Below are 24,028 nucleotides of genomic sequence, written 5' to 3' on the forward strand. Positions count from 1 at the left end.
TCAGGCAATTCGTTTTCTAAGCTGATTGACTGCAAATTCAGTCAATAGCACCAACAAAACTAAAAGAATAATTAGGGCAAACGCTTCGCGGTATTTAAACAAACGAATATTGGTCTGAATCATGATCCCCATTCCTCCTGCCCCTACCATTCCTAAAATGGAAGACGCACGAATATTGATTTCGAAAGAAAACAAGGTCCAATTGATCCAAGAAGGAATAAATTCAGGAATCAATCCATGAAAAAGAATCTGCCAATAAGAGGCACCTGCTGCTCGCAGCGCTTCTAATTTACTGCTGCCGATCTCATCGATCGAATCCGCATAAGAACGAGCCAGAAAACCTAAGGTCGCAACGGTCAATGCCAAAAGTCCCACCATATTCCCAATGCCGAAAATATAAACGAACAGCGATGCCCAAACCAGTACTGGGATATTTCTCAGAAAAGAGATCACCATGCGGACGCTCGTCCGCACGAAAGGATAGGGATTTGTCTGCTCTGACATCAGCAACCCGCAGACAAAAGCCAAAAAAGCCGAGAGATAGGTGCCAACGATCGCAAACAAGACGGTCTCTGCCACCAAAGGCAAGTAACTACGGATATTTGCAAAATTTGCTGGGAAAAAGTTTTGCACAAAAAATCCCACAAATGCTGGAAGTGACCGAAAGGCTTCCACCACATTGATTTGCAAATAGGCAAACGACAATAGAACAGCTACTACTACCAATAAGCCGTTCAAGACTCGTCCTTTGTTTGACTCAACCCTCAACGGAATCACAAATCTAGGCTTCTCCATAGGTCAACTGCTCCTTTCCTACGGGAATCGTTGCTTGCGTTAACCTCTGCTGTTCTTCTTTTCCTTGATAGATATGTGCGATCATCGCTTCTGTCAATTCTTGGGGCTTTCCATCAAAGACGATCTTCCCTTCTTTGACGCCGATGATCCGAGTGGCATACGCCTTGGCAAAATCAACTTGATGCAAATTGACGATGCAGGTGATCTGGCGTTCTTGGGTGATCTCTTGCAACTGTTTCATGACGACTTTCGCAGCGTTAGGGTCTAAAGAAGCGATTGGTTCATCCGCCAAGATCAGCTTCGGCTGCTGCATGATGGCGCGACATATACCAACTCGTTGCATCTATCCCCCAGACAAAGCATTAGCTCGCTGGTACATCTGCTCTTGTAGACCGACTTTTTCTAATAGTTGGACCGCCTCTTGTTTGTCTTTTTCAGGATACAGCCCGAAAGCCGTTTTGCGAAAAGGAATTTTCCCTAAACGCCCATGCAGGACATTCTTAAGCACATTGGTACGGCCAATCAGATTGTAATGTTGAAAAATCATGCCGATTTCTGAACGAATCTGTCGCAGCTGCTTTTTCTTCGCACGGGTGATGTCCGTCCCCGCAAAAATCACTTGCCCCTCAGAAGGTTCGATCATGCGGTTGATTGAGCGGATAAAGGTCGATTTCCCAGCACCCGATGGACCGATCACGACGATAAATTCCCCTTCTGTCACCGTTAAATCAATTTGCGACAACGCGTATTTTTTTCCATCATAGGTTTTGCTCAACTGCTTGATTTCTAATAAGTTATTCGCCATGACTATTCCTCCTCTAAGTTAAGGATCTCGACCATTTCTTGTACCACTTCATAATCTTCATCTTTTGCTTCGGTAAAACGAACCTCTTTGCTGCCATAGAAGGTCTCAAAATACTCTTCGTTTTCATAGGTAAGGTAAAAGTCTTTCAATGCCGCTTTGGTTTCTGCTGGCAAATCGGAGCGAACGACGAAGAGGGCATTCGGGATCGTCTCTGTTTCTCCAATCACTCGGATATCGTCTTCTTGGATCATCCCAGCATCTACTAGTGAGGTGATGACTTGTCCAGCCACTGCTGCGGCATCGTAATCTCCTTTGGCTACCCCCATCAAACTGGAATCGTGCTTGCCTGAATAGGCAACAGTATCAAAAAAATAGCCGGGATTTTCTAATTGATTTGGGTCCAATGACAACTCTTTGACTAATTTCGCCTTGGGATACATATAGCCAGAAGAAGAAGCAGGATCAACAAAGGCAAAGCTTTTTCCTTTTAAATCAGCCAATGACTGCGTCGTGGTATCGTCTTTTCCAACAACGAAAAGCGTTTTGTATTCTTCTTGGCCCATTGAAGTCGTTGTCACTAGTGGTTCTGCACCAGCGATTTTTTTTGCTTGATAATAACTCATTGGACTAACCAGTAAAACATCCAGCTTCCCTGCTTTCAAGGCTTCGATCCCGACTGAATAGTCAGCACCTTCTAATTCTTCCACTTCAATTCCTAACGCCTCTGACATGTCTGAACGGAACTGCTCATTTTTCTGACCAGAGTCTGGATTTGTTTCATCTTGTATTTGAACGATCGTCAGTTTATCAACTGACTGTCCATCCTTAGCATCCGCCGATGCTGCTGATTTCCCGCAGCCTGCCAGCATACCTAGTGCAAAAATGTGAATGAGACCAACCAAAGCCCACTGTTTTTTATTCATAATAAAAAATCCTCACTTTTCGTTTTGTTTAGTAGTATACTACTAACAATATGTAGTATACTTTGATTGAAACAAAGGCGTCATCAAGAACGGGTAAAAACTACGTAAAGGTCTTGTAAACCCACAAATGGAGGAAACGACGTTGGAAGAAACCATCGAAACCATTGTCTATAAAAAAATAAAAAGTGAGATCCTCACAGGAAATATCAAAGTCGGCGAAGCATTTTCGGAAGCTTCTTTGTCCAAATCGACCGGCTATAGCCGCAGCCCGATCCGCTCTGCTTTAAAACAGCTGGAACACGAAAAATTGGTCACTTATAAGAAAAACCGCGGGGTCGTTTTGCGGGAAGCTTCAATCAAAGAACTGGCCGATATCACGCAAATCTGTGTCAATTGGCTGATTTTAACTACTGAGCAGGTTGCTGATGGCTTGGGGAGTTTTGCGATTGACGACATTCAACAGCTGCTGAATGAAGCCAAAACGTACCGACAGCAGATGGATTACGTCAATTATATGAACAAGATGCCAGAAGTCTACATGGCGATCATGGCAGCCAGCCCCAATGATCTTCTGGTCAGCACCTACCAATGGTTGAGCAGCCGTGTCATTAGTGCCTCAATCTATAAAAAAATGGCGAATCCTAAAAATTCGCCCAAAAAAACACTGTCGACGGTTCAATTTTTCCAAACCTACATCGACCATCTCCGAGCAGAAGATTATAGCCAAGCGATTCGCTGCCTAAAAGACTACCAGCAATATGCCAATCACCAGATTCTTTATTATGGGTATTTGTAAAATCGAAACTTCTATACTTTATACTAACGATATCGATTGAAATCCACTTTAAAATGGTTAACAAGTGCATGACAATGTTCCCCTAGTAGCGAGACATTGGCATGTACAATACTCACAACCACATCAAACCAAACAACTGCTTCTAAAAAAGATAACGAGGTGCCCCATGCTAGAAATCAAACTGATCGATCAAAAACATCAAGCTGACATCCGCTTAAAAAACGAACCCTTCTCCTTATGGGGGAAAATGCTGCCGTCTTATAATGAGGGCAGCTGGCAGTACACGATCTGTAAATTTGCATCCGAAGACATTCAGACGATGCGTTTCCCAGATGAAAATTATTGCTATGATGAAATGAGCCGAAACAGTCTGTTTATCGGTGCTTATGATGATGGAAAATGCATCGGCTTAGCGATCGTTCAAGACGCTTTTTTCAAATATCTGTACCTCTATGACTTAAAGGTCAACACAGACTACCGTAAGCAAGGAATCGGTCAACTACTGATCCACCAGGCACTGAAAACGGCCCTTGCCAATGGCTATCGCGGCATCTACACGCAAGCGCAGGACAACAATCCTTCTGCCTGTCTGTTCTACTTGCGAGCAGGCTTTCGTATCGGAGGTCTGGATACGGAGGTGTACAAAGGAACCAATCAGGAAGGCAAAAGTGACATTTTGTTTTATTTGGATGCAGCGGAAACGGCAGGCAAAAAATAGCTAAAAAAAGAAAAAAATTCCTCCTGCCAGATGGTACACTTAAGGCAACAATGTTTTAGAAGGTGAGGAAGAAGAATGTACGTAGGATTTGATATTGGCGGAACAAGTATTAAATATGGTGTTTTGGATGAAACCGGAGCGATCCTTGAAAAATCTGCGATCCCTACTAGCTATGAACCAGCCCAGTTTTATCAGGATCTACTCACGATCATCGAAGATGCCCAGAGCCGCCACACGATTGATGGCATTGGGATCAGCGCCCCCGGGATCGTTCAAAAAGACGGCTTTATGTTAACTGCGGGCGCCATCAAATCGTTATATGGCGAAAATTTCAAAGCAGTCTTGGAAGCGCGTACAGGGTTGCCTGTGGCGGTGGAAAATGATGCCAATGCAGCAGCGATCGCTGAAAAATGGATCGGCAATGCGCAAGAGGCTGCCAACTATTTGTGTCTTGTCCTAGGCACTGGTGTAGGCGGTGGGATCGTGATCAATAATCAAGTCTACCGAGGTGCTCATGGCATGGCTGGTGAATTTGGCTGGATGGTGATCGATCAGCTGCCAGAAGAAGGCAATATCGAGGAAAGTTCCATCAATAAAAAAACTGCCGTCGTGGGCGGCTTGATTCGCCTCTACAATTTAGCGGGGGCAGCAGTTCCTGGCTTTGAACCCACCCAAGACGCCAAAGAGATTTTTGACCGCGCGCAGCAAGGCGAAGCGTTGGCGCTGAAGCTGACGGACCAATTTCTGACGGATCTGTCTGTAGGGCTGATCAATTTGATCAGCTGCTTTGACCCAGAATTGGTATTGATCGGCGGCGGCATCAGTGCCAATCCTTATTTCTGGGAACGATTGCAGGCTCGCTTGACGATCACGGAAACACGGCATGAAGCGATCAATTATTTGCGCGGACAAACCATCGCACCTGTTCGTCCAGCGAAGCTGAAAAACGATGCCGGCTTGATCGGCGCAGTCTATCAGATCCATCAACAGCTGCACCGTTAAAAGTTCGGATATGCTATACTGGTGTAAATTGATTATCTAGGACAGCGAGGAACCAGCATGGCGCTTTTTGAACAATTAAACTTGAACAAGCTCTCTGCGGTAGAACAAGAAATCTACCGTTTTATCGTCAATCACTTAGAAAAGATCCCGTATATGCGCGTGCGCGACATTGCCGATGATGCCCATGTCTCTTCGACTTCGGTCTTTCGTTTTATTCAAAAAGTCGGCTTTCAGTCGTTTCCAGAATTTCGCTTCTATATCAAAAATCATTTAGAAAAAGCCCATTTTGATGCGCATCCTGAACACTTAGGTTTAGAAGCGCGCATCAAAGGCTTGAATATGCAGATCTTCCACCCTGATGCGGAATACCAAATACGAAAACTCGCCGAAGCGATGCGTGATGCCGATTTGATCTTATTTATGGGGATGGGGGCATCCGGTGCGATCGCGCAATACGTTGCCCGCAAACTAGCCAGCCTCGGTTACTTTAGCATCAGCATTGATGAGCTGACCTACCCGATCAAAAGCTTTTTGCGAAAAGATCAAAAGAATGTTTTGGTTTTTTTGAGTGTCTCTGGTGAAACCAAAGAACTGATCGAAGTCATTACCGGTTTAGACAATCAGGCGATCGTGCAGAAGTACTGCATTACCCCAAATCGGGAAAGTACGTTGGCACGCCTGTGCGATTATTCGATCGAGTATGCGATCAAAGAGGAACGCAAAGACATCTTTCTTGATTTGACTAGTCAATTGCCTTCAGTAGCGATTTTAGAAACGCTGATCGGCTATTTGCAAGATTATCGTACCCATTCTTGATGGTTCAGTTTACTGAACCATCTTTTTTTGTAACACTGTGTTCCAGCTGCGGAATTTTTTTCATTTCTTGAGAGATATGTACGGAATCCGTATCCGCTTACTTTTAGTCGTTTTCATTCGCTATAATGATGGCATCAATTAATGAAAGGTGTTATTATTATGCAAAAATTCAATGACCTGTTAGACCGCTCGTTGGTACCAATCGCAACAAAGTTGAACAATCAACGCCACGTAGCAGCGATTCGAGATGCGTTCATGCTGATTTTCCCACTGACCATCGCTTCTTCTCTCGTTATTTTGGTCAACAATATTTTATTTTCCAATGAGAGTTTCATCGTGCAATTATTTCAACTGAATCGACTTTTCCCGAATCTGGAAAGTGCCCAGCAAGTCCTAGCTTCCGTGGCGAACGGGACCATCAACATTATGAGTTTATTTATCGCGTTTCTTGTTGCTCAGCTTTTAGCCAAGCATTTCCAAGCAGATGCTACGCTAGTTGGTTTGACAAGTGTCGCTGCCTTTATGATCTTGTACCCGACCTCCTTTGCAGTAGATGATGTCAATGTGATTTCCACACAATATTTAGGCGCCCAAGGGTTGTTTGTAGCTATGATCGTGGCTTGTTTGGTCGGTGAATTCTTGCCGAAGCTTTTCAAAGTCAAACGACTGCAGATCAAAATGCCTGAAATGGTACCACCAGCAGTTTCTCGTTCCTTTTCTGGCATGATTCCGATCGTGATCATCGTGGCAGTCACTGCTTTGATCAATTTCTTAGTTTTGATGATCGCACCAGAAGGTATCAATGAACTGATTTATAATGGGATCCAAAGTCCATTGCGGGATCTAGGGGGCAATGTCGTCGGTGTCTTGATCTTGGCGTTCTTGCAAACCACGTTGTTTGCGATCGGGATCCATGGACCAAATACTTTGAATGCGGTTCGTTCAGCGATTTTTACCGAACAGGACCTAGCTAACCTAGACTTTATCAACCAAGGCGGCTCCTTGTGGGACGTTCCTTACAAAGAAACTTGGGGCGTTTTAAATGATATGTTCGCAAATATGGGCGGAACTGGTATGACATTGGGCTTGATCATTGCGATCTTCATCGCTTCAAAACGTCCAGAACAACGTGAGATCGCTAAGATGTCTTTAGTTCCAGGGATTTTCCAAATCAATGAGCCGATGATCTTCGGTCTACCGATCGTCTTGAACCCAATCATGATCATTCCGTTTATTTTGACGCCTATGGTCAATATTTTGGTGGGTTATTTTGTCACTGTTGTCTGGCCGATCATGCCGACCCCAGCGATTGGGGTACCATGGACGACCCCAGGAATCATTAATCTCTTTTTAGGAACTGGAGGAAATGCGATCGCTGCAGTTGTCGGTGTCGTTTGTCTTGCGATTTCGGTCTTGATCTATTTGCCATTCGTGATCGCCTCTAACCGTTCCCAAAAAGTAGAATTATAAGCAAACGAATGAGTCGAGGAGGAATGAAATTTATGTCCGCAAAAATGCCAAAAGATTTTTTATGGGGCGGCGCGATCGCTGCCCATCAAGCGGAAGGCGCTTGGAATGTTGCTGGCCGTGGAATGAGTACCGCTGATGTTATGACGGCCGGCGGCAACGGTATTCCCCGTAAAATCACCAAAGGCGTCATTGAAGGAGAGTATTACCCGAACCATGAAGCCATTGACTTTTATCACCGGTACAAAGAAGATATCCAGTTATTCAAAGAGCTGGGCTTGAAATGTCTACGGACATCGATTTCTTGGAGTCGGATCTATCCAACTGGAACAGAAGAAGAACCAAATGAAGCCGGTCTCCAATACTACGATGATCTTTTCGACGAATTGCAGGCAAACGGCATCGAACCCGTGATCACTTTGTCCCACTTTGAAATGCCTTATGCCCTCTATGAAGAATTTGGTGGGTTTGCTAACAAAGAAGTGATTCCCCTCTTTGTCAAATTCGCTAAGACCGTTTTTCAACGGTATCGTGACAAAGTAACGTATTGGATGACCTTCAATGAGATCAATAATCAAGCAGATGGGCAAGAGCCGCTGCACGTTTGGACCAACTCTGCCATGATCATCGAGGATGACAGTCAAAAAGAAGCACTCGTCTTTCAAGCGGGCGTCAATGAGTTGATTGCCAGTGCGGCAGCCGTGATCGAAGGCAAAAAAATCAATCCAGAGTTTCAGATTGGTTGTATGATGGCCTATGTCCCAGTCTACCCCTACTCTTGCGCACCCGCTGATTTGATGGCATCCGTCAAAGCCAATGAACGGCGCTATTTTTACAGCGACGTCCACGTACGAGGCAAGATCCCAACCTATGTGCAAAAATATTGGGCGAAAAAAGGCATCACGATTGAGATCACGCCCGAGGAACAAGCGCTATTAAAAGCGGGAACCGTTGATTATATTGGGTTCAGCTATTACATGTCAGGAACGATCTCAACCCTTGATGAGGTGGCTGGCACACCAACTGAGGATATCCCAGGAGCAAAAATCGTGAGTAATCCTTATATCAGTGCTTCTGATTGGGGCTGGCCTATTGACCCAGTCGGGTTGCGTTATGTGTTAAATACCATCTATCAACGCTATGACTTGCCGCTATTTATCGTGGAAAATGGCTTTGGTGCTTACGATCAACTAACTGATAAGCAGCAAGTCCATGATGACTACCGCATCACTTACCTGAAAGAGCACATCGAACAGATGGAAAAAGCGGTGGTTGAAGATGGTGTACCGTTATTAGGCTATACGCCTTGGGGGATCATCGATATCGTCAGCTTCGGCAGCGGCGAAATGGAGAAACGCTATGGCATGATCTATGTCGACAAAGACAATACTGGCAAAGGAACCTTGAATCGTTTGAAAAAAGATTCCTTTGCGTGGTACCAGCAAGTGATCGCCTCTAATGGTGAAACGCTCTAATTACTGCTTCCATGACTAACGTACAAAAACCGCTCCTCGTTGCGCCATACTCCTTTTCACATTAGGAGCTCGGCAACGAGGGGCGGTTTTCTTATTAAAGAGGGGCGCCATTGCGAGGATGGCTTTTCTTATCATCACTAAACACTACCTCAATGCTGTGGTACACTATAGCTATTCATTTACTTTCACTTTAAGGAGGAGCTGCATGAAGCCGATATTTCGTTCGATCCAATCTCAAGATGATGCGCCCTTAGCCGCTATCATTCGCAAAAGCTTGACCGACCACCAGTTGGCGGTTCCAGGGACTGCCTATTTTGATCCAGAGTTAGACCACTTAAGTGAATTTTATGCCGCAGATCCTGCTAGCCGCCATTATTTTGTCGTCACTAATGAATCGGGTACCCTTTTAGGCGGCGGTGGTCTTGCCGCTTATGATTCAGAAGGGAAAATCGCCGAGCTGCAAAAATTTTATCTCAGTGATGCTGCCAAAGGGCAGCGCCTCAGCTATCCCTTGCTGGCGAAGATCGAGGCCAAAGCTGTTGAACTAGGTTACCGGCAACTCTATTTAGAATCCCATCATTCTTTAGAAGCAGCCTTGCATGTCTATCAAAAAGCCGGCTATCGCGCATTGTGCCAGCCACTATTGGCAGCACAGCATACCACGATGGATCGCTTTTATGTGAAAACATTAGAGCCGCAGCAACCAAATCAATGCAACAGCACCCACGGTTTGGACAGCACCAACGGAAAGACCATAGAATAAAAAGCGCGGGCCTTCTTTTAAAAACTTGCGGAAATCCAAACGCAAACCAATGGCTGCCAACGCCGTCGTTTCAAACCACGTACTGATAAAATGAGCGCCCTCATTCAACCAGCTAGGCAGCGGCAAGAAGCTGTTCAAGATACAGATGGTCAAGAAGCCCAACACATACCAAGGGATCGGCAGCCCCAGCTTGCCTTTGGCTTTGGTTTTGGTGGGGGTCTTTGTCGTCATTCGTTCAAAAACAATGACGACGACTGCCAACATGATGATGCGTGCGATTTTAAAGAGCATCGCGTATTTGACGGTGTCGGTATCAATCAAACTAGCCCCCGCCACGACTTGTCCGACGGATTGCAGCGTGCCACCAAGTAAGGCGCTTTTTTGCAACAGATCATCGCCGTATAAGGCCAAGCCTAAAAACGGCAGCGTCAGCATCATCACTGTTCCTAAAAGATTGACCAAGGTGATGATCTGCCCTTTTTCTTCATCATCGGCATCAATGGCTGGTGCGATCGCCGCAATCGCAGAGGATCCGCAGACAGCATTGCCGCCTGCCATCATCAGGCTCATCTTTTGATTAAAGCCCATTTTTTTCCCTATCAAATAAGCAGCGGTAATGACCAAGCTCATCATCAGCAATATAAAGAGAAAGCCCCGAAGGCCCATTTCACTGATGGTCTGGAAAGTGACGGTAAAGCCCAGCAAAACCACCGAATATTCCAAGAGTCGACTTTCCGCAACCTTCGTTCCGACTTGATAGCGTTCTTGCTTGAACAGTGTATTTCCTAAAATGATTCCTAATAAAATAGCAAGGGTTGCTCCCCCTAATTTTGGTACAGCCAAAGCCATGATTCGGGCGATGACGGCTACCGAAAAGGATAGGAACAAACCGGGAAGTATCAAAGCTGTTTGTCGTTGCTTCATTGCTTTCATCCTTTCATATAACATCCATTATACACAGATTGACCGATCAGTAGGATTTATTGGTATAATAGTTATGATTGAATTTTCTAATGGAAGGGATTGCAATGTTAAAATTACTGGAGACCTTCAAGATGGTCTATGAAACAAAAAATTTTTCGAAAGCTGCCGAATTGCTGTTTATTTCGCAGCCCACGGTTTCTGCTCAGATCAAGCAGTTGGAACAAGACCTGGATACACCGCTTTTTTTACGCAATGGTCGCAAAAACGTGATCGCCACGCCCCAAGCAGAGTACCTTTACGAAAAGGCACTGAATTTATTGGATGAGTGGTCGACGATCGCCAGCGAGATCCATACCAACACGCAGCATCAAAGCCACTGTGCCCTAGGCATCTCTCATACCTATGCGATGGCCTTGATGCCTGACTTGATGATTGCTTTATACAACGCCTTTCCCACGGTGCGTTTTCGGGTATCGATGATGAACTCCGCTGAAGTCTTAACAGCGCTTGAGCAACATCAACTAGATTTAGGGATCATTGAAAAACCCTTATCTGCACCAAGTATTTTGCGTTTCCCGATTTTGAAAGATCAGCTCGTCTTAGCTGGTGATCCCCAAGTCGGTCCTTGGCTTGTTCGAGAAGCGAGTTCTGGTGTCTACTATTACACTAAGCGCTATCTAGAGGAACAAAATATTCAAGGACCGATCATTGAGATCGCCAGCAATGAATTGATCGTCGCTTTACTGAAACAAGGCTTCGGCTGTTCGATCCTTTCCAAGCGAGCCGCCCACGGCATTGGCTATCAACTGCTGGATAAAAATTTTGAGCGGCAATTTTACCTCATCCAGCGCAAAGCCGTCACAGAACCAGCCATCGAGGGATTGCGGACCTTCATTCAGGAGTGGTCGCAAGAGGATTCCTCACAAGCAGAAAGCAAATAAATTCACTTGTTTTTAAGGGAGGAAACCACCGCCTCGTGGGATTTCTTAACCTTTTCTTACGATTACGCTTCCTCGCTGCCGATCTGGTCCGTTTGATTGTTTCTTAAGAAATTTGTGCTAAAATGAAGAGTACTGGCTATGGGCTCTAATGTTCCCCTTTTTAAGGAGAGCTTAGACCGCCTTTTGACTACCTTTACAGTTCGTGAGCAAACCAGTAAGAAAGGATCTTGAAATGAACGAACAAATCAAGAACAAATTAGCGCTGCTTCCTGACCAACCCGGTTGTTATTTAATGAAAGATAAAAATAACAAAATCATCTATGTTGGGAAAGCCAAAATTTTAAAAAATCGTGTCCGTTCGTACTTTACCGGCAGTCACGATACGAAAACCGAACGGCTCGTTCAAGAAATCAATGATTTTGAGTACGTCGTTACCGAATCAAATACGGAAGCCTTATTGCTGGAAATCAATTTGATTCAAAAAAACAAACCAAAATACAATATCATGTTAAAGGACGACAAGTCGTATCCTTTTATTAAAGTGACCAAAGAGCGCTATCCGCGTCTGATCATCACTCGTAAAGTTTTAAAAGACGGAGCTTTATATTTTGGCCCTTATCCTGATGCACGAGCAGCCAACGAAACCAAACGGGTGCTGGATCGCCTCTTTCCATTGCGAAAATGCGGTCCTTCTCAAAAGCGGCCTTGTCTTTATTATCATTTGGGTCAATGCGTCTGTCCTTATGTCAACAATGTAGATCCCAAGGATTATCAGAAGATCGTTGATCAAGTCAAACACTTTTTCCACGGCGGTCACGTCGATATTTTGAAAGACCTGAAAGAGAAGATGGGCGAAGCCATTGAAACGTTAGAGTTTGAACGAGCGGCTGAGCTGCGGGATCAGATCCAAGCAATCGATACCGTCATGACGCGACAAAAAATGACTCTGACCGATCTGATGGACCGTGATGTCTTTGGCTACAGTGTCGACAAAGGCTGGATGTGTGTCCAAGTCTTCTTTATCCGTCAAGGAAAGCTGATCGAACGAGAAGTCTCTTTGTTTCCTTTCTACAATGAAGCGGATGAAGATTTCTTGACCTTCGTCGGCCAGTTTTACCAAAAGAATGAACACTTCATTCCCAAAGAAGTCTTTGTTCCGCAAAATGTCGATGCCGCACCGTTAGAAGCGCTGCTGGAAACCAAAGTCCTGCAGCTCCAACGAGGCGACAAAAAGAAATTGGTCGATTTGGCCAATAAAAATGCCCGCATTGCCTTGGCACAAAAATTTGCGTTGATCGAGCGTACTGAAGAACGGACGATCGGTGCAGTGGATCGTCTAGGCGAAGCCATGGGGATCGCGACACCTTATCGGATCGAAGCCTTCGATAACTCCCACATCATGGGGACCGATCCGGTTTCTGCAATGGTGGTTTTTGTCGACGGGAAGCCGTTTAAAGATGATTATCGGAAATATAAGATTCGGACTGCACAAGGCGGCGACGATTATGGCTCTATGCAAGAAGTCATCTATCGCCGATACTCTCGTGTCCTAAAAGAAAACCTGCCTTTTCCTGATCTGATCATCATCGATGGTGGGAAAGCCCAAGTCGGTGCTGCCCAAGAAGTGCTGCATAACCAGCTAGGTTTGGATATTCCCGTTGCCGGTTTAGTGAAGAACAACAAACACAAAACCAGCGAGTTGATTTTCGGGGAATTTTTAGATCCGATCCAACTGGAACGCAATTCTGTAGAATTCTTTTTGCTGCAACGGATCCAAGATGAGGTCCATCGTTTTGCGATCACCTTCCATCGCCAACTGCGCAGTAAAAACAGCTTTTCTTCCAAACTGGATGAAATTCCTGGCTTAGGACCAAAACGCAAGCAACAGCTGATGAAAACCTTCAAGTCGTTAAAAAACATCCAAGCAGCTTCCGTGGAAGAGATCCAGCAAGCTGGCATCCCCAAAGCCGTTGCGGAAACTATCTTAGCCAAACTAGGTGATCAAAACCAACCCACTTCTTAAGTCAAAACAAAAACGCTCCATAGCCAACAGTAGCTATGAAGCGTTTTTTCGTTGAAGAAGCATTTTGTAAGCCGTTACTTTTTGCGGTGCTGTAACAGATCAGGCTTCATGTCTAACATGGAATAGCCCCGAACATCATACCGATTGCGGCTGCAGGAATAGTCCACTGGACGTCCCGATTCTAAATAGATGATCTGTTCTAATTCCAATACTGGGTCATCTGCTTGGCACGCTAAATAGGTTTGATCGTATTCATCGCTTTTGGCAGCCTGAAAGGTCCGATAAGCGCCAGCAAATTTGTAGCCTAAATCTTGCAGTAGATAGTCATAGACGGATTCTTCCAAGATCTCTTTCGTCAAACCGCTGACCAGATCCAACGGCATATAGGAATGCTCGAGTATGTATGGATTGCCTTCTAAGATCCGCAAACGGATCACATGATAGATTGGTTGTTCGGCAGTGATCTGAAGCATCTCTTGAATTCTTGTTGTAGGAAAACAGACTTCAAAGGTGATGACTTGGCTAGTCAATGTCCGTTTTTCTTGTTTCATCTGATAGCTCAGGCCTTTGTATTCTGTCACCGATGAGGTATCTTTGCCCCAAAAGGAATGATTCAAAACTTTGGTCCCTAAGCCGCGCTTTGTCAGCAGCAAACCTTCCATAATCAGGATATTCACCGCATTTTTAATCGTCATTCGGCTGACGCCAAACTCTTCCACTAACTCTGTTTGATAAGGTAAAAGACTGTCTTTCGGATAAGTTCCGTCCTTGATTCTTTTACGCAGAACATCTGCGATCTCCATATATTTGGGCATTTTGCCACCTCCAAAACGTGTGTTGTATTGTATTGATTGAAAAACGAGAAAAGAACCGGCCAAACGAAAAGAGTGTCATCACACCACTGCACCTTCCAATGAAGCAGTGTGATAAGGGGTATTGCACTCTGATCGCGGCCGGATAAGGTCTATTACGTTTGGCGCTTGTTTCTAATCGACTCGATCAGACATTACGCATTTTTTAAACGGCGTGTTTCTTGAATTTGCGCCATTTTCACGAACGGCAAGTAGATAACGATTGACAAGATCAAGTTAACAGCTGCCAAGATTCCGCCAGCAATACTTTGTGTCGACAAAATACCGCCGATGATTGGTGGCGTCGTCCATGGTGCGATGACGGTACTTGCAGGAACTAAGCCAGTTGCGGTTGCAAAATAAGCAGTCGTTACTAAAACAAGTGGGGTCAACACATATGGGATGAACAAGATTGGGTTCAAGACAACTGGTAACCCAAACATCACTGGTTCATTGATCATGAACACACCTGGTGCAACGGATAGTTTTGCGACAGTCATATACGCTTTATGATGACGAGCAACTAAAAAGATCGCAATCAAAAGACCTAGTGTCGCACCTGTTCCGCCGATGTTCACGAAAGAATCAAAGAATGGTTTGTTCACGATATAAGGCAAATCTGTTCCTGCTTCTAATGCTCGTGCGTTTGCTTCGATCGCTGGCACATTGATCGTTTGCATGAACGGGTCGATGATGTTGGCACCATGTAAACCAAAGAACCATAAGAATGCAGAGATAAAACCTAATAGCAAAGCAGCTGGGTAAGAGTTTGCCAAGCCCATGAATGGTTGTTGCACCAATTCATAGAAGGACAATACGATACTTGTCACACCAAATGCTTGGAAAATTGCTGTAAACAAAGCAAAGATCGATACGGTGATCATTGCTGGGAATAATGCAGCAAATGAACGTGAAACTGCTGGTGGTACTCCATCAGGCATGTTGATGACTAAGCGTGGGTTGCCAGCTAGACGACGGAAGATCTCAGTAGAAATGATCGATACGATTAATGCTAAAAATAATCCTTGAGAACCAAGTCCGGCAGCTGTTAACAAACCATCTGGGCCTGTCGCCATTGCACCTAATGCGAAGAAACTTGCAACTGAGATCGCCCCAGCACCTAATGCGTCTTGATTGTAGCTTTTAGCTAAATTATACGCTACTGTGAAAGCGATTAACAGACCAAGTATTGAAAAAGTACCTGCTGACAAGTTGTTCCCAAAGGCTTGCCATGTTCCTTCACCAAAAATGCCATTCATAAAATCAATATAGGCAGGGATTGGTAAGTTGTTGATCAATACCCCAAAAGAGCCTAAGATCATCAACGGCATCGTTACGATAAATCCGTCACGAATGGCCACTAGATGTCTTTGAGAGCCTATTTTAGAAGCGATCGGAATAAAGTGCTTCTCCATAAATCCAATAAATTTATCCATTGTTTTTTCTCCTTTCAAACCCTAAACAAAATAATGAAACCGATTTCTACTAAAGAATACCACGAGAACGTTTCCATGTCTAGTCTTTTCTTTATCAAAACTGTGCTTTTATTTAACCCAGCTTATCATTTACAAAAACAGGTGGTTTTTTAATAGAATCCCCCCTTTGAAATCAGCCAGAAAAAATCCGCGATTTTACACAAAAAAAGCAATGCTGATTCCTACAGCATTGCTTTTTTCATTGTTATTAAAAGCCGTTATTATCTGAAACTTCTTTAAACCAACGACCTGATTTTTTCACCGTTCGTTTAGCATCATTTGCTAAGTCAACGGAGATAAATCCGTAACGGTTCTTGTAAGCATTGGTCCATGACCAGTTGTCCATGCAGGTCCACATATGGTAGCCAACACAATTGGTTCCTTCTTGGATCGCTTGGTGGACGTACTTCAAGTGGTCAGAGACAAATTCGATGCGGTAATCATCTTCGATCACGCCATCAGCATTGACGAAACGTTCTTCTCCTTCGACACCCATGCCATTTTCAGAAATGTAGCACTTGATATTGCCATAGTTTTCTCGCGTGTTCGTCAAAATATCATAGATCCCTTTTTCATAGATTTCCCATCCACGATACGGGTTCATTTTCTTGTTCGGCATATCATAGTTATCAAAGTAATCATCAGGCATTGGACTTTTCGCTTCATCGATCGGTGATTCTTTCTTCATGATACGACGAGGTTGGTAATAATTGATCCCCAACAAGTCGATCGTATTTTCGCGAATCGTTTGTAGATCATCGGCTTCCATCGCTGGTACCATATCCAATTCCTTGACGATAGTCACTAATTCTTCTGGGAACGTGCCTTTGACCGCAGGGTCTAAGAAAGAACGATTAAAGAAGGCATCCGCGATTTGTGCTGCTTTGACATCCTCTGGATCGTTCTCATCTCTTGGATAGCTTGGCGTCAAGTTCAAGATGATGCCGATCTCCCCATCAAGGTTCATCTCATGATAGACTTTGATGGCTTTAGCACTCGCCAACGTTTCGTGGAACCCAACTTGGACTGCATGTTTCATGTTGATCTCATTTGGATAATGGAATTGGTAAAGATAGCCGCCTTCAACAGGGACGATCGGTTCATTATGAGTGAACCATTTCTTGACACGATCACCAAATAATGTAAAGCAGGTTTGCGCAAATGCGACATAGGCATCCACGGTTTCTCGGTTCAACCAGCCGCCTTTTTCTTGCAGCGCCATCGGCATATCGAAGTGGTAAAGGTTCATGAAAGGTTCGATCCCGTTGGCGATCAGCTCATCAATGTAGGCGTTGTAAAAATCAACGGCTTTTTGATTGACTTCTCCTTTGCCTTGCGGGAAGAGACGACTCCATTGGATCGACGTCCGAAACGTCGTATGGCCGGTTTCTTTCATTAGTTGAATATCTTCTTGATAGCGTGTGTAGACTTGCGAGGTTTTTTCAGGACCTACCTCATTGAAAAATTTCTCTGGTTCCTGCTGATACCAGTAATCCCAGATGCTTGCCCCTTTGCCATCGCCTTCAAATACACCTTCTGTTTGTGGGCCACTAGCGGCTGACCCCCACCAAAAGCCTGCTGGAAATTGATAATCCATCTTCATTCACTCCTCATTTTTTCTTTGCTGCCCTAATCATAAAGGAAGCAGTTACAAAAATCAATCTTTTTTAAAATAAATGTATAGACATTTAAAATAAAACATGATACATTATCAATGTAATCGATTGCAAAAAGAAATTTAAGGAGTGAAATAATAATGAATGGTTTTATGGACAAGTTATCTGAAAAGATTTTGCCCTTGGCGAATACCTTAGGACAAAATCGCTACCTGACCGTCTTGCGGGACGCGTTTATGCTTTCGTTTCCAATCACTATGTTTGGATCGATCGTGGTCGTTTTAAACAACCTGCCCTTCTTCAGTGATGCCACTAAAGGAACATTAGGAACACTGTTTGGCAATGGGCAAAATGCAACAATGAGTATCATGACTGTTTTCGTTACTTTCGGTATTGGCTATTATTTATCAAAATCATATGATGTGGAAGGGATTTTTGGTGGTGCCGTTTCGTTTGCCAGCTTTTTGATCTTGACTCCTTTCTTTATGACTACTGAATCTGGCGAAACGATCTCCGGTGTGCTGTCTCTTAATCGTCTTGGCGCAAAAGGGATGTTTATCGGGATGATCGCAGCATTTTTGGCAGCTGAAATCTATTGCCGCATCACAAAACGCGGCTGGCAGATCAAAATGCCTGATGGGGTGCCACCAGCAGTTTCTAAATCTTTTGCCGCTTTGATTCCAGCAATTATCACCTTAACGGTATTCTTAGTGATCAATGCCATCATGACGGGTGTCTTCAATGCCAACTTGCATGACTTGGTTTATGAATTGATCCAAAAACCATTGACTGGACTAGGCAGCAGCTTGCCAGCAACTCTATTGGCTTTGTTCTTTGTTCAATTCCTTTGGTTCTTCGGTCTACATGGTCAAATCATCGTCAACTCTGTGATGGACCCGATTTGGAATACATTGATGTTAGACAACTTAGAAGCGTATCAAAATGGGGATGCACTGCCGCATATCGTCACAAAACCATTTATGGAAACCTTTACTGTTGGATTAGGCGGTTCTGGTATGACGTTAGCCGTTGTTATCTTGATGGCTTTCGTATTGAAGAAAAAACAATACCGCGATGTGGGTCGTTTGGCTTTAGCACCAGGGATCTTTAACGTTAACGAACCAGCCATCTTCGGTATGCCGATCGTCTTGAATGCGACGATCCTGATTCCTTGGGTCGTAGCACCTCTTGTGGTAACGACCTTCAATTACTTAGTGATGGCGGCTGGACTTGTTCCTGCACCAACTGGTGTTTCTGTCCCTTGGACCGTTCCAGTGGTCTTCAGTGGTGTCTTAGCAACCAACTCTTGGTTAGGTGGTTTGCTGCAAGTCATTGACGTGGTGATCGTCGGCTTGATCTGGTATCCATTCTTACGTGTGTTAGATCGTCAAGCAGAACCATCAATCGATTAAGCGCAACGGCTGGCTGAATTTTTTCAGTCAGCCGTTCTTTTTATAAAAAAACCAAGGTTTGATTGTCGAAACCGCTTTTTTCAGCTATACTTCTTGCGAGGTGATCAGATGCCAAAATACCAAGAAATTGCCAATATTTTACGCACACGTATCAAAAACAAAACGTATCCGCCTGACAGCTTACTGCCGAATCAAACTGATTTAGTCGAGGAATTCGGAGTCAGCCGGATGACCGTCAAAAAAGCCATCGGTATTTTAGCCATGGAAGGACTGGTTTATTCTCAGCGGGGCGCTGGAACAAAAATATTGAACCACCCATTCTTAAAAAAAGACACCACTGCTTTAACGGTCTATGAAGGCTTGTCAACGGAAATGGGCAAAGCTGGCCGCAAGCTAGTCAGTCAGGTCATCGATTTTCAAGTCGAATTTCCTGACCAAACGATCCAAGAAAAGTTGATGTTAACGGAAGAACAGCCGATCTATAGTATTGTCCGCTTGCGGATTCTTGAAGACCAACCGTTTATTTTAGAATATACCTATATGCCCGTCCATTTGGTGCCCAATTTAACTCGTGGCCATTTAGAAAGTTCTATCTACCGTTATGTCAAAGAGGAACTAGGGGTCCAGTTTGCTGGCGCCTACCGCACCATCGCCGCTGATAAAAGTACCGCGTACGATCAACAGTATTTGGACTGTAAAGCCGATGATCCGGTCTTAGAGATCGAACAGATCGTCTATCAGAAAAATGGCTCACCCATCGAATTTTCCCGTAGTCGCAACCGTTATGACGTGCGGGCCTACTCTTATTTAGATGTCCAGCACTAAAAAGACCTACCCACGATTTCTTATGGAAGAAAACCGTGGGCAGGTCTTTTTGTTGGTGCATTCGTTGCTTCGCTTATTTTTTCGCTGAGGGTTGGAATCGTTTCAGCCGCAAGGCATTTAATAAAACGGATACCGAGCTGAAGCTCATGGCCGCCCCAGCGATCATTGGATTGAGCAAGGGGCCACCGAAAAGATGCAGCACACCCATTGCGACAGGGATGCCTAAGACGTTATAAGCAAAAGCCCAGAAAAGATTTTCTTTGATGTTTTTGATGGTTGCCCGACTTAACTCGATCGCTGATGGGACGTCCATCAGATCGCTGCGCATCAGTACGATGTCTGCCGATTCGATGGCGACATCGGTACCAGAGCCGATCGCGATCCCTACATCGGCTTGGGCTAACGCGGGCGCATCATTGATCCCGTCACCTACCATCGCAACCTTTTGGCCTTTGGCTTGCAGGCCAGCTACTTTGGCGGCTTTATCTTCTGGCAAGACGTCACTGATCACTTCATCGATACCGACTTGTTTGGCGATGGCTTGGGCCGTTCGGGCATTGTCGCCCGTGATCATTGCTACGTACAAGCCCATTTGATGCAACCGTTCAATGGCTTTTCGACTGCTTTCTTTGATAGTATCTGCCACAGCGATGATCCCGATCGCTTCGCCGTCTTTGGCAACATACATCGGTGTTTTCCCTTCGTGAGCCAATTGTTGGGCTTGCTCGATCAGGCCATCGATGGCAACGTTTTGTTTTTCCAACCATTTCTGGTTGCCTAATAGGACTGGACTGCCAGCGATCGTTCCTTGAATCCCATGCCCTGGGATCGCTTCAAACCCGTCAACTTCTTGTAGGGCGAGAGCTTGCGTGCGGGCTTCGATCACAATGGCTTCGCCTAATGGATGTTCTGAGCCTTTTTCAACAGAAGCCGCCAGCTGCAGCAATTCCGTCGGCGTGTGATTGCCTGCAGGTAGGAGATCGGTTACGACTGGTTTGCCTTCTGTGATCGTGCCGGTTTTATCAAAAACGATCGTCGTCACGTTTCTAGCTGTTTCTAACGCATCGCCGCTTTTGATCAAGACGCCATTTTCTGCCCCTTTGCCCGCACCCACCATGATGGCGGTCGGTGTCGCTAATCCTAAGGCACACGGACAGGCAATCACTAATACAGAGATCGTAATGGTCAATGAGAAGATCCAGGTTTCTTGTCCTAAGAAAAACCAGGCAAGTCCTGCAAAAACCGCCAAGACCATGACGATCGGGACAAACACACCCGAAACTTTGTCAGCCATGCGGGCAATCGGCGCTTTGGAGCCTTGGGCATTTTCTACTAACTGAATGATTTGCGCTAACGTTGAATCTTCTCCCACATTGGTGGCTTCATATTGAAAGGAGCCGTTTTTGTTGATGCTGGCGCCGATCACCCGATCACCGACTTGTTTTTCGATAGGTAAGCTTTCTCCAGTAATCATTGATTCATCGATGGCAGAGCGGCCTTGGGTAACGATCCCATCCACAGGAATCTTCTCACCAGGTCGTACGATTAAGATATCGCCAGCTGCGACTTCTTCAATACCCACTTCGACTTCTTCGGCTTGATTCCCGCTGCCGCGGAGCACGCGGGCTTTTTTCGGTGCGAGATCCATCAACTTCTTGATAGCTTCGGAGGTTTTGCCCTTCGAGACCGACTCAAGGTATTTTCCTAAAGTAACTAATGCCAAAATAACGGCGGCCGTTTCATAGTACAAGTGCATCGCATAGTGGGTCGTGCCCAGGTAGACCATCACGGTCCCATAAATACTATAAAAGAAGGCAGCACTGGTTCCCAATGCGACGAGGGAATCCATATTGGGATGGCCTTTCCAAAGTGCTTTGAAACCAGCAATGTAAAAGGCGCGACCGAGGACCATCACCGGTAATACCAAAAGCAATTGAGTGGTAACGAAATTGACTGGATAGGCCATCGGATCTAAAAAGCCAGGGATCGGCAAACCGATCATTTCCCCCATCGTCAAATAGAACAAGGGGATCGTAAAGAGCGCTGAAAGCCAAAACCGTTGCCATAGAGCACGAATCTCTGCCTGTTTTGAATCCACCTTGTCGGCAGAAGCGGTCGGCAGCTGTGCATCATAGCCCGCCTCTTTCACGGCAGCTGCGATCTTCGCGGCGGTCACTTGATCTTGTTGATAGCTGACCGTCAGTTTTTCTGTTGCCAGATTGACGGAGGCTTGCTCCACACCCGCTAATTTTTGGACAGCTTTTTCTACTGTTTGGGCACAAGACGCACAGGTCATGCCCGAGATGGCAAAGGTCTCTTGTCTTTGGGAGCCGATCAGTTGATAGCCCGCTGCTTTGATGGCCGCAGCGAGTGTTTCTTCGGTGAGCTGCTGCTCATCATAACGAATATGTAATTTTTCAGTAGCCAAATTGACAGCTGCTTGGTCGACCCCCGCCAGCTTGCTGACTGTTTTTTCGACGGTCTGGGAACAAGACGCACAGGTCATCCCTTTTACCCCATAATTCTTTTCGATCATTGTTTCCTTCCTCCTTGCTTGCTATGCAAACCCATTAACCTTTTATGTTTACAGTTGTAATCTTCTTCTACTTTACAATTATCGTTTACACTTGTCAACGATAATACTCAAAAAAAGGACGTTCTCCTTTGAAGCGGCCCAAAACGCGAGACTTTTGGTCTACCTTTGGGCGGTCGCTACCGGTGGAACGTACTTTTTTCTAAGAAACGATCACTGCCGTTGCAGGGGTCGTTTCGCTTATTCAGGTATTGGTTTTAGGAGGCTAGCACTCTTGCCCGTTGGTTTTGATCAGCTCTTGGTACCAGTAGAAGCTGTCTTTCTTGTAGCGTGCCAAAGATCCTTCTTGCGTTTCATCTTGGTCGACATAGACAAAGCCATAGCGTTTTTGGTAGCCGTTCAACCAGCTTAGCAAATCAGTGAAGGACCAGGTGCAATAGCCAAGAACTTCCGCGCCGTCGCTGATCGCTTCTTTGATGGCATGGACATGCCCTGCTAAATAATCGATGCGGTATTGGTCATGGATTTGATGATCGTCGGTTAGTTTGTCGTATTCACCAAGTCCGTTTTCCGTAATGATCACAGGCACCCGATAACGGCTAGTGATTCGTCGTAAAGCGATCCGCAGCCCTTGAGGATCGATCTCCCAATCCCAATTCGTCCGTTCCACAAATGGATTTTCGGCTTTTTTGAACATTCCTGGTGTCCCGGTTTCTTCGGAGCTGCCTTTTTTCCCAGTGGTGTTCATTTTCCCCGCACCGACACCATCTAATGGATTGTAGGCATTTGTTGCTGTTTGGTAATAGTTGATCCCTAAGAAATCTGGTTTTGCTGAACGCAGCAAGTCCATATCTCCTGGTTCGATCGTTGGTGCGATCCCTTGCTCTTTCAAGTAATTCATTGCCGCAATCGGGTATTCGCCCCATAGATAGACGTCTAACCAATAATGCGCCATCAAGTCTTCCGCGTTTTCAGCTGCCAAAATATTTTTCGGGTCGCTGTTGATTGGGTAGTTTGGTGAGTAGGCGAAACTTGGTCCGATTTTCCCTGGGATTTTCATCTCATGGAACTTGTTGATCACCGAAGCATTCGCCAAGTTAGCGATATGATTGACTTCATACATCCGTTTAGGATCGGTCACTCCTGGTGGATGGGCAGCTAAAAGATAACCTAAAGAAGTAAAGATATTTTGTTCATTCAAGCTGACCCAATAGTGGACTTTGCCGCGAAAGGCTTCAAACAATACGGCTGCATAGTTGGTGAAATCTTCAATGATTTTGCGAGATTCCCAGCCACCGTATTCTTCTTGCAAGGCTCGTGGCAGATCCCAATGGTACAAGGTCACCATCGGTTCGATCCCTGCTTTTATCAGTTCATCGATCAATGCTAAATAAAAGTCTAACCCTGCTTGATTGACTTCTCCTCGTCCTTCTGGAAAAATCCGTGTCCAAGCAATGGAAAAACGATAGGTTTTCAATCCTTGTTCTTTCATCAAGGCAACATCTTCTTTGAAGCGGTGGTAATGGTCGACTGCGACATCTCCGTTAGTTGCTTTAAAGGTTTTTCCTGGAATGCGGACAAAATCGTCCCAAACCGAAGCGCCTTTGCCGTCTTCTTGCCATGCGCCTTCTACTTGATAGGCTGCTGATGCTGAACCCCATAAGAAATCGTTGGGGAATTCTTTTAGTTGTTTATGATCCAATTGTTTCCCTTCTTTCTGTTTGATGATACCCCTTTCTTAAGTATACCGATAATTGCCTGATTTGTCATAAGAAGATTTTGTACCTATGCCAAGAAAGCCGATGGCACGCAAAAAACATCCTTGCAAGCAGTGGCGTTCTCCTTGCAAGGATGTGGACTAGCTATGG

Annotated in this window: 19 protein-coding genes and 1 pseudogene; 11 read left to right on the forward strand and 9 right to left on the reverse strand. The window is 45.1% G+C overall.

Translation table 11 applies throughout. The features are described from left to right. From phnE to IGJ05_RS10405, 3 genes and pseudogenes are all read right to left on the reverse strand, one after another. Entirely contained in the window at positions 1-795 is a 795-nt protein-coding gene (gene phnE, locus IGJ05_RS10395; protein ID WP_016609071.1) for a phosphonate ABC transporter, permease protein PhnE, read from the reverse strand. Further along, positions 782-1,600, reverse strand: a pseudogene (phnC, locus tag IGJ05_RS10400) (phosphonate ABC transporter ATP-binding protein). The gene phnE and the pseudogene phnC overlap by 14 nt, the downstream one beginning before the upstream one ends. Positions 1,601-1,602: 2 nt before the next feature. Then, the gene (locus tag IGJ05_RS10405; RefSeq protein WP_015508762.1) at positions 1,603-2,523 is read right to left on the reverse strand and encodes a phosphate/phosphite/phosphonate ABC transporter substrate-binding protein; all 921 of its coding nucleotides are present in this window, start codon (positions 2,521-2,523) and stop codon (positions 1,603-1,605) included. 142 nt (positions 2,524-2,665) lie between these two features. Here IGJ05_RS10405 and IGJ05_RS10410 point away from each other — a divergent pair, with 142 nt between their 5' ends. The 7 genes from IGJ05_RS10410 to IGJ05_RS10440 all read left to right on the forward strand — a co-directional run bounded on the left by IGJ05_RS10410 (position 2,666) and on the right by IGJ05_RS10440 (position 9,560). Beyond that, positions 2,666-3,319, forward strand: a complete 654-nt coding sequence (locus IGJ05_RS10410) for a GntR family transcriptional regulator (protein ID WP_015508761.1) — start codon at positions 2,666-2,668, stop codon at positions 3,317-3,319. Positions 3,320-3,485: 166 nt separating this feature from the next. Beyond that, positions 3,486-4,037, forward strand: coding sequence for a GNAT family N-acetyltransferase (locus tag IGJ05_RS10415; protein ID WP_266166252.1), 552 nt, complete (start codon positions 3,486-3,488; stop codon positions 4,035-4,037). A 75-nt stretch (positions 4,038-4,112) separates the two neighbouring features. Beyond that, on the forward strand, positions 4,113-5,039 hold the full coding sequence (locus tag IGJ05_RS10420) for an ROK family protein (protein WP_015508756.1): 927 nt from the start codon (positions 4,113-4,115) through the stop codon (positions 5,037-5,039). Between the two features lie 57 nt (positions 5,040-5,096). After that, the gene (locus IGJ05_RS10425) at positions 5,097-5,855 is read left to right on the forward strand and encodes a MurR/RpiR family transcriptional regulator (protein WP_010748570.1); all 759 of its coding nucleotides are present in this window, start codon (positions 5,097-5,099) and stop codon (positions 5,853-5,855) included. Positions 5,856-6,014: 159 nt separating this feature from the next. Further along, positions 6,015-7,325 (forward strand): PTS sugar transporter subunit IIC, encoded by a 1,311-nt coding sequence (locus tag IGJ05_RS10430; RefSeq protein ID WP_008376519.1) that lies wholly within the window; start codon positions 6,015-6,017, stop codon positions 7,323-7,325. A 32-nt stretch (positions 7,326-7,357) separates the two neighbouring features. Further along, positions 7,358-8,797, forward strand: a complete 1,440-nt coding sequence (locus IGJ05_RS10435; RefSeq protein WP_306569459.1) for a 6-phospho-beta-glucosidase — start codon at positions 7,358-7,360, stop codon at positions 8,795-8,797. Between the two features lie 205 nt (positions 8,798-9,002). Beyond that, positions 9,003-9,560 carry a GNAT family N-acetyltransferase gene (locus tag IGJ05_RS10440; RefSeq protein ID WP_121260357.1) on the forward strand — a complete coding sequence of 186 codons (558 nt, stop codon included), beginning with the start codon at positions 9,003-9,005 and terminating at the stop codon, positions 9,558-9,560. Here IGJ05_RS10440 and IGJ05_RS10445 read toward each other — a convergent pair. Continuing rightward, the gene (locus tag IGJ05_RS10445) at positions 9,486-10,508 is read right to left on the reverse strand and encodes a YeiH family protein (protein ID WP_266166254.1); all 1,023 of its coding nucleotides are present in this window, start codon (positions 10,506-10,508) and stop codon (positions 9,486-9,488) included. The two genes, IGJ05_RS10440 and IGJ05_RS10445, sit on opposite strands and share 75 nt — an antisense overlap. Before the next feature lie 65 nt (positions 10,509-10,573). Between IGJ05_RS10445 and IGJ05_RS10450 the strand changes: the two genes are divergently transcribed. Both IGJ05_RS10450 and uvrC read left to right on the forward strand, forming a co-directional pair. Further along, a complete protein-coding gene (locus IGJ05_RS10450; protein WP_034870186.1) occupies positions 10,574-11,425 on the forward strand; it encodes a LysR family transcriptional regulator in 852 nt (283 codons plus the stop codon). 232 nt (positions 11,426-11,657) lie between these two features. After that, entirely contained in the window at positions 11,658-13,448 is a 1,791-nt protein-coding gene (uvrC, locus tag IGJ05_RS10455; RefSeq protein WP_266166255.1) for an excinuclease ABC subunit UvrC, read from the forward strand. Between the two features lie 74 nt (positions 13,449-13,522). Here uvrC and IGJ05_RS10460 read toward each other — a convergent pair whose 3' ends face one another. The 3 genes from IGJ05_RS10460 to IGJ05_RS10470 all read right to left on the reverse strand — a co-directional run bounded on the left by IGJ05_RS10460 (position 13,523) and on the right by IGJ05_RS10470 (position 17,371). Beyond that, entirely contained in the window at positions 13,523-14,263 is a 741-nt protein-coding gene (locus IGJ05_RS10460) for a GntR family transcriptional regulator (protein WP_008376546.1), read from the reverse strand. Positions 14,264-14,454: 191 nt separating this feature from the next. Then, on the reverse strand, positions 14,455-15,735 hold the full coding sequence (locus IGJ05_RS10465) for a PTS sugar transporter subunit IIC (RefSeq protein ID WP_005232725.1): 1,281 nt from the start codon (positions 15,733-15,735) through the stop codon (positions 14,455-14,457). A gap of 247 nt (positions 15,736-15,982) precedes the next feature. After that, a complete protein-coding gene (locus IGJ05_RS10470; RefSeq protein WP_015508750.1) occupies positions 15,983-17,371 on the reverse strand; it encodes a glycoside hydrolase family 1 protein in 1,389 nt (462 codons plus the stop codon). Positions 17,372-17,530: 159 nt separating this feature from the next. Here IGJ05_RS10470 and celB point away from each other — a divergent pair, with 159 nt between their 5' ends. Continuing rightward, entirely contained in the window at positions 17,531-18,802 is a 1,272-nt protein-coding gene (celB, locus tag IGJ05_RS10475; protein ID WP_266166256.1) for a PTS cellobiose transporter subunit IIC, read from the forward strand. A 108-nt stretch (positions 18,803-18,910) separates the two neighbouring features. Further along, positions 18,911-19,627, forward strand: a complete 717-nt coding sequence (locus IGJ05_RS10480; RefSeq protein ID WP_005226669.1) for a GntR family transcriptional regulator — start codon at positions 18,911-18,913, stop codon at positions 19,625-19,627. A gap of 73 nt (positions 19,628-19,700) precedes the next feature. On the opposite strand, the gene IGJ05_RS10485 is transcribed toward IGJ05_RS10480, so the two are convergent. Beyond that, positions 19,701-22,163, reverse strand: coding sequence for a heavy metal translocating P-type ATPase (locus tag IGJ05_RS10485; protein ID WP_266166258.1), 2,463 nt, complete (start codon positions 22,161-22,163; stop codon positions 19,701-19,703). A 262-nt stretch (positions 22,164-22,425) separates the two neighbouring features. Next, positions 22,426-23,862 carry a glycoside hydrolase family 1 protein gene (locus IGJ05_RS10490; protein ID WP_005226667.1) on the reverse strand — a complete coding sequence of 479 codons (1,437 nt, stop codon included), beginning with the start codon at positions 23,860-23,862 and terminating at the stop codon, positions 22,426-22,428. Between the last annotated feature and the right edge of the window lie 166 nt (positions 23,863-24,028).

Origin of the sequence: Enterococcus sp. AZ167 (assembly GCF_051714025.1) — a bacterium.
GTDB classification, from domain to species: domain Bacteria; phylum Bacillota; class Bacilli; order Lactobacillales; family Enterococcaceae; genus Enterococcus_D; species Enterococcus_D casseliflavus.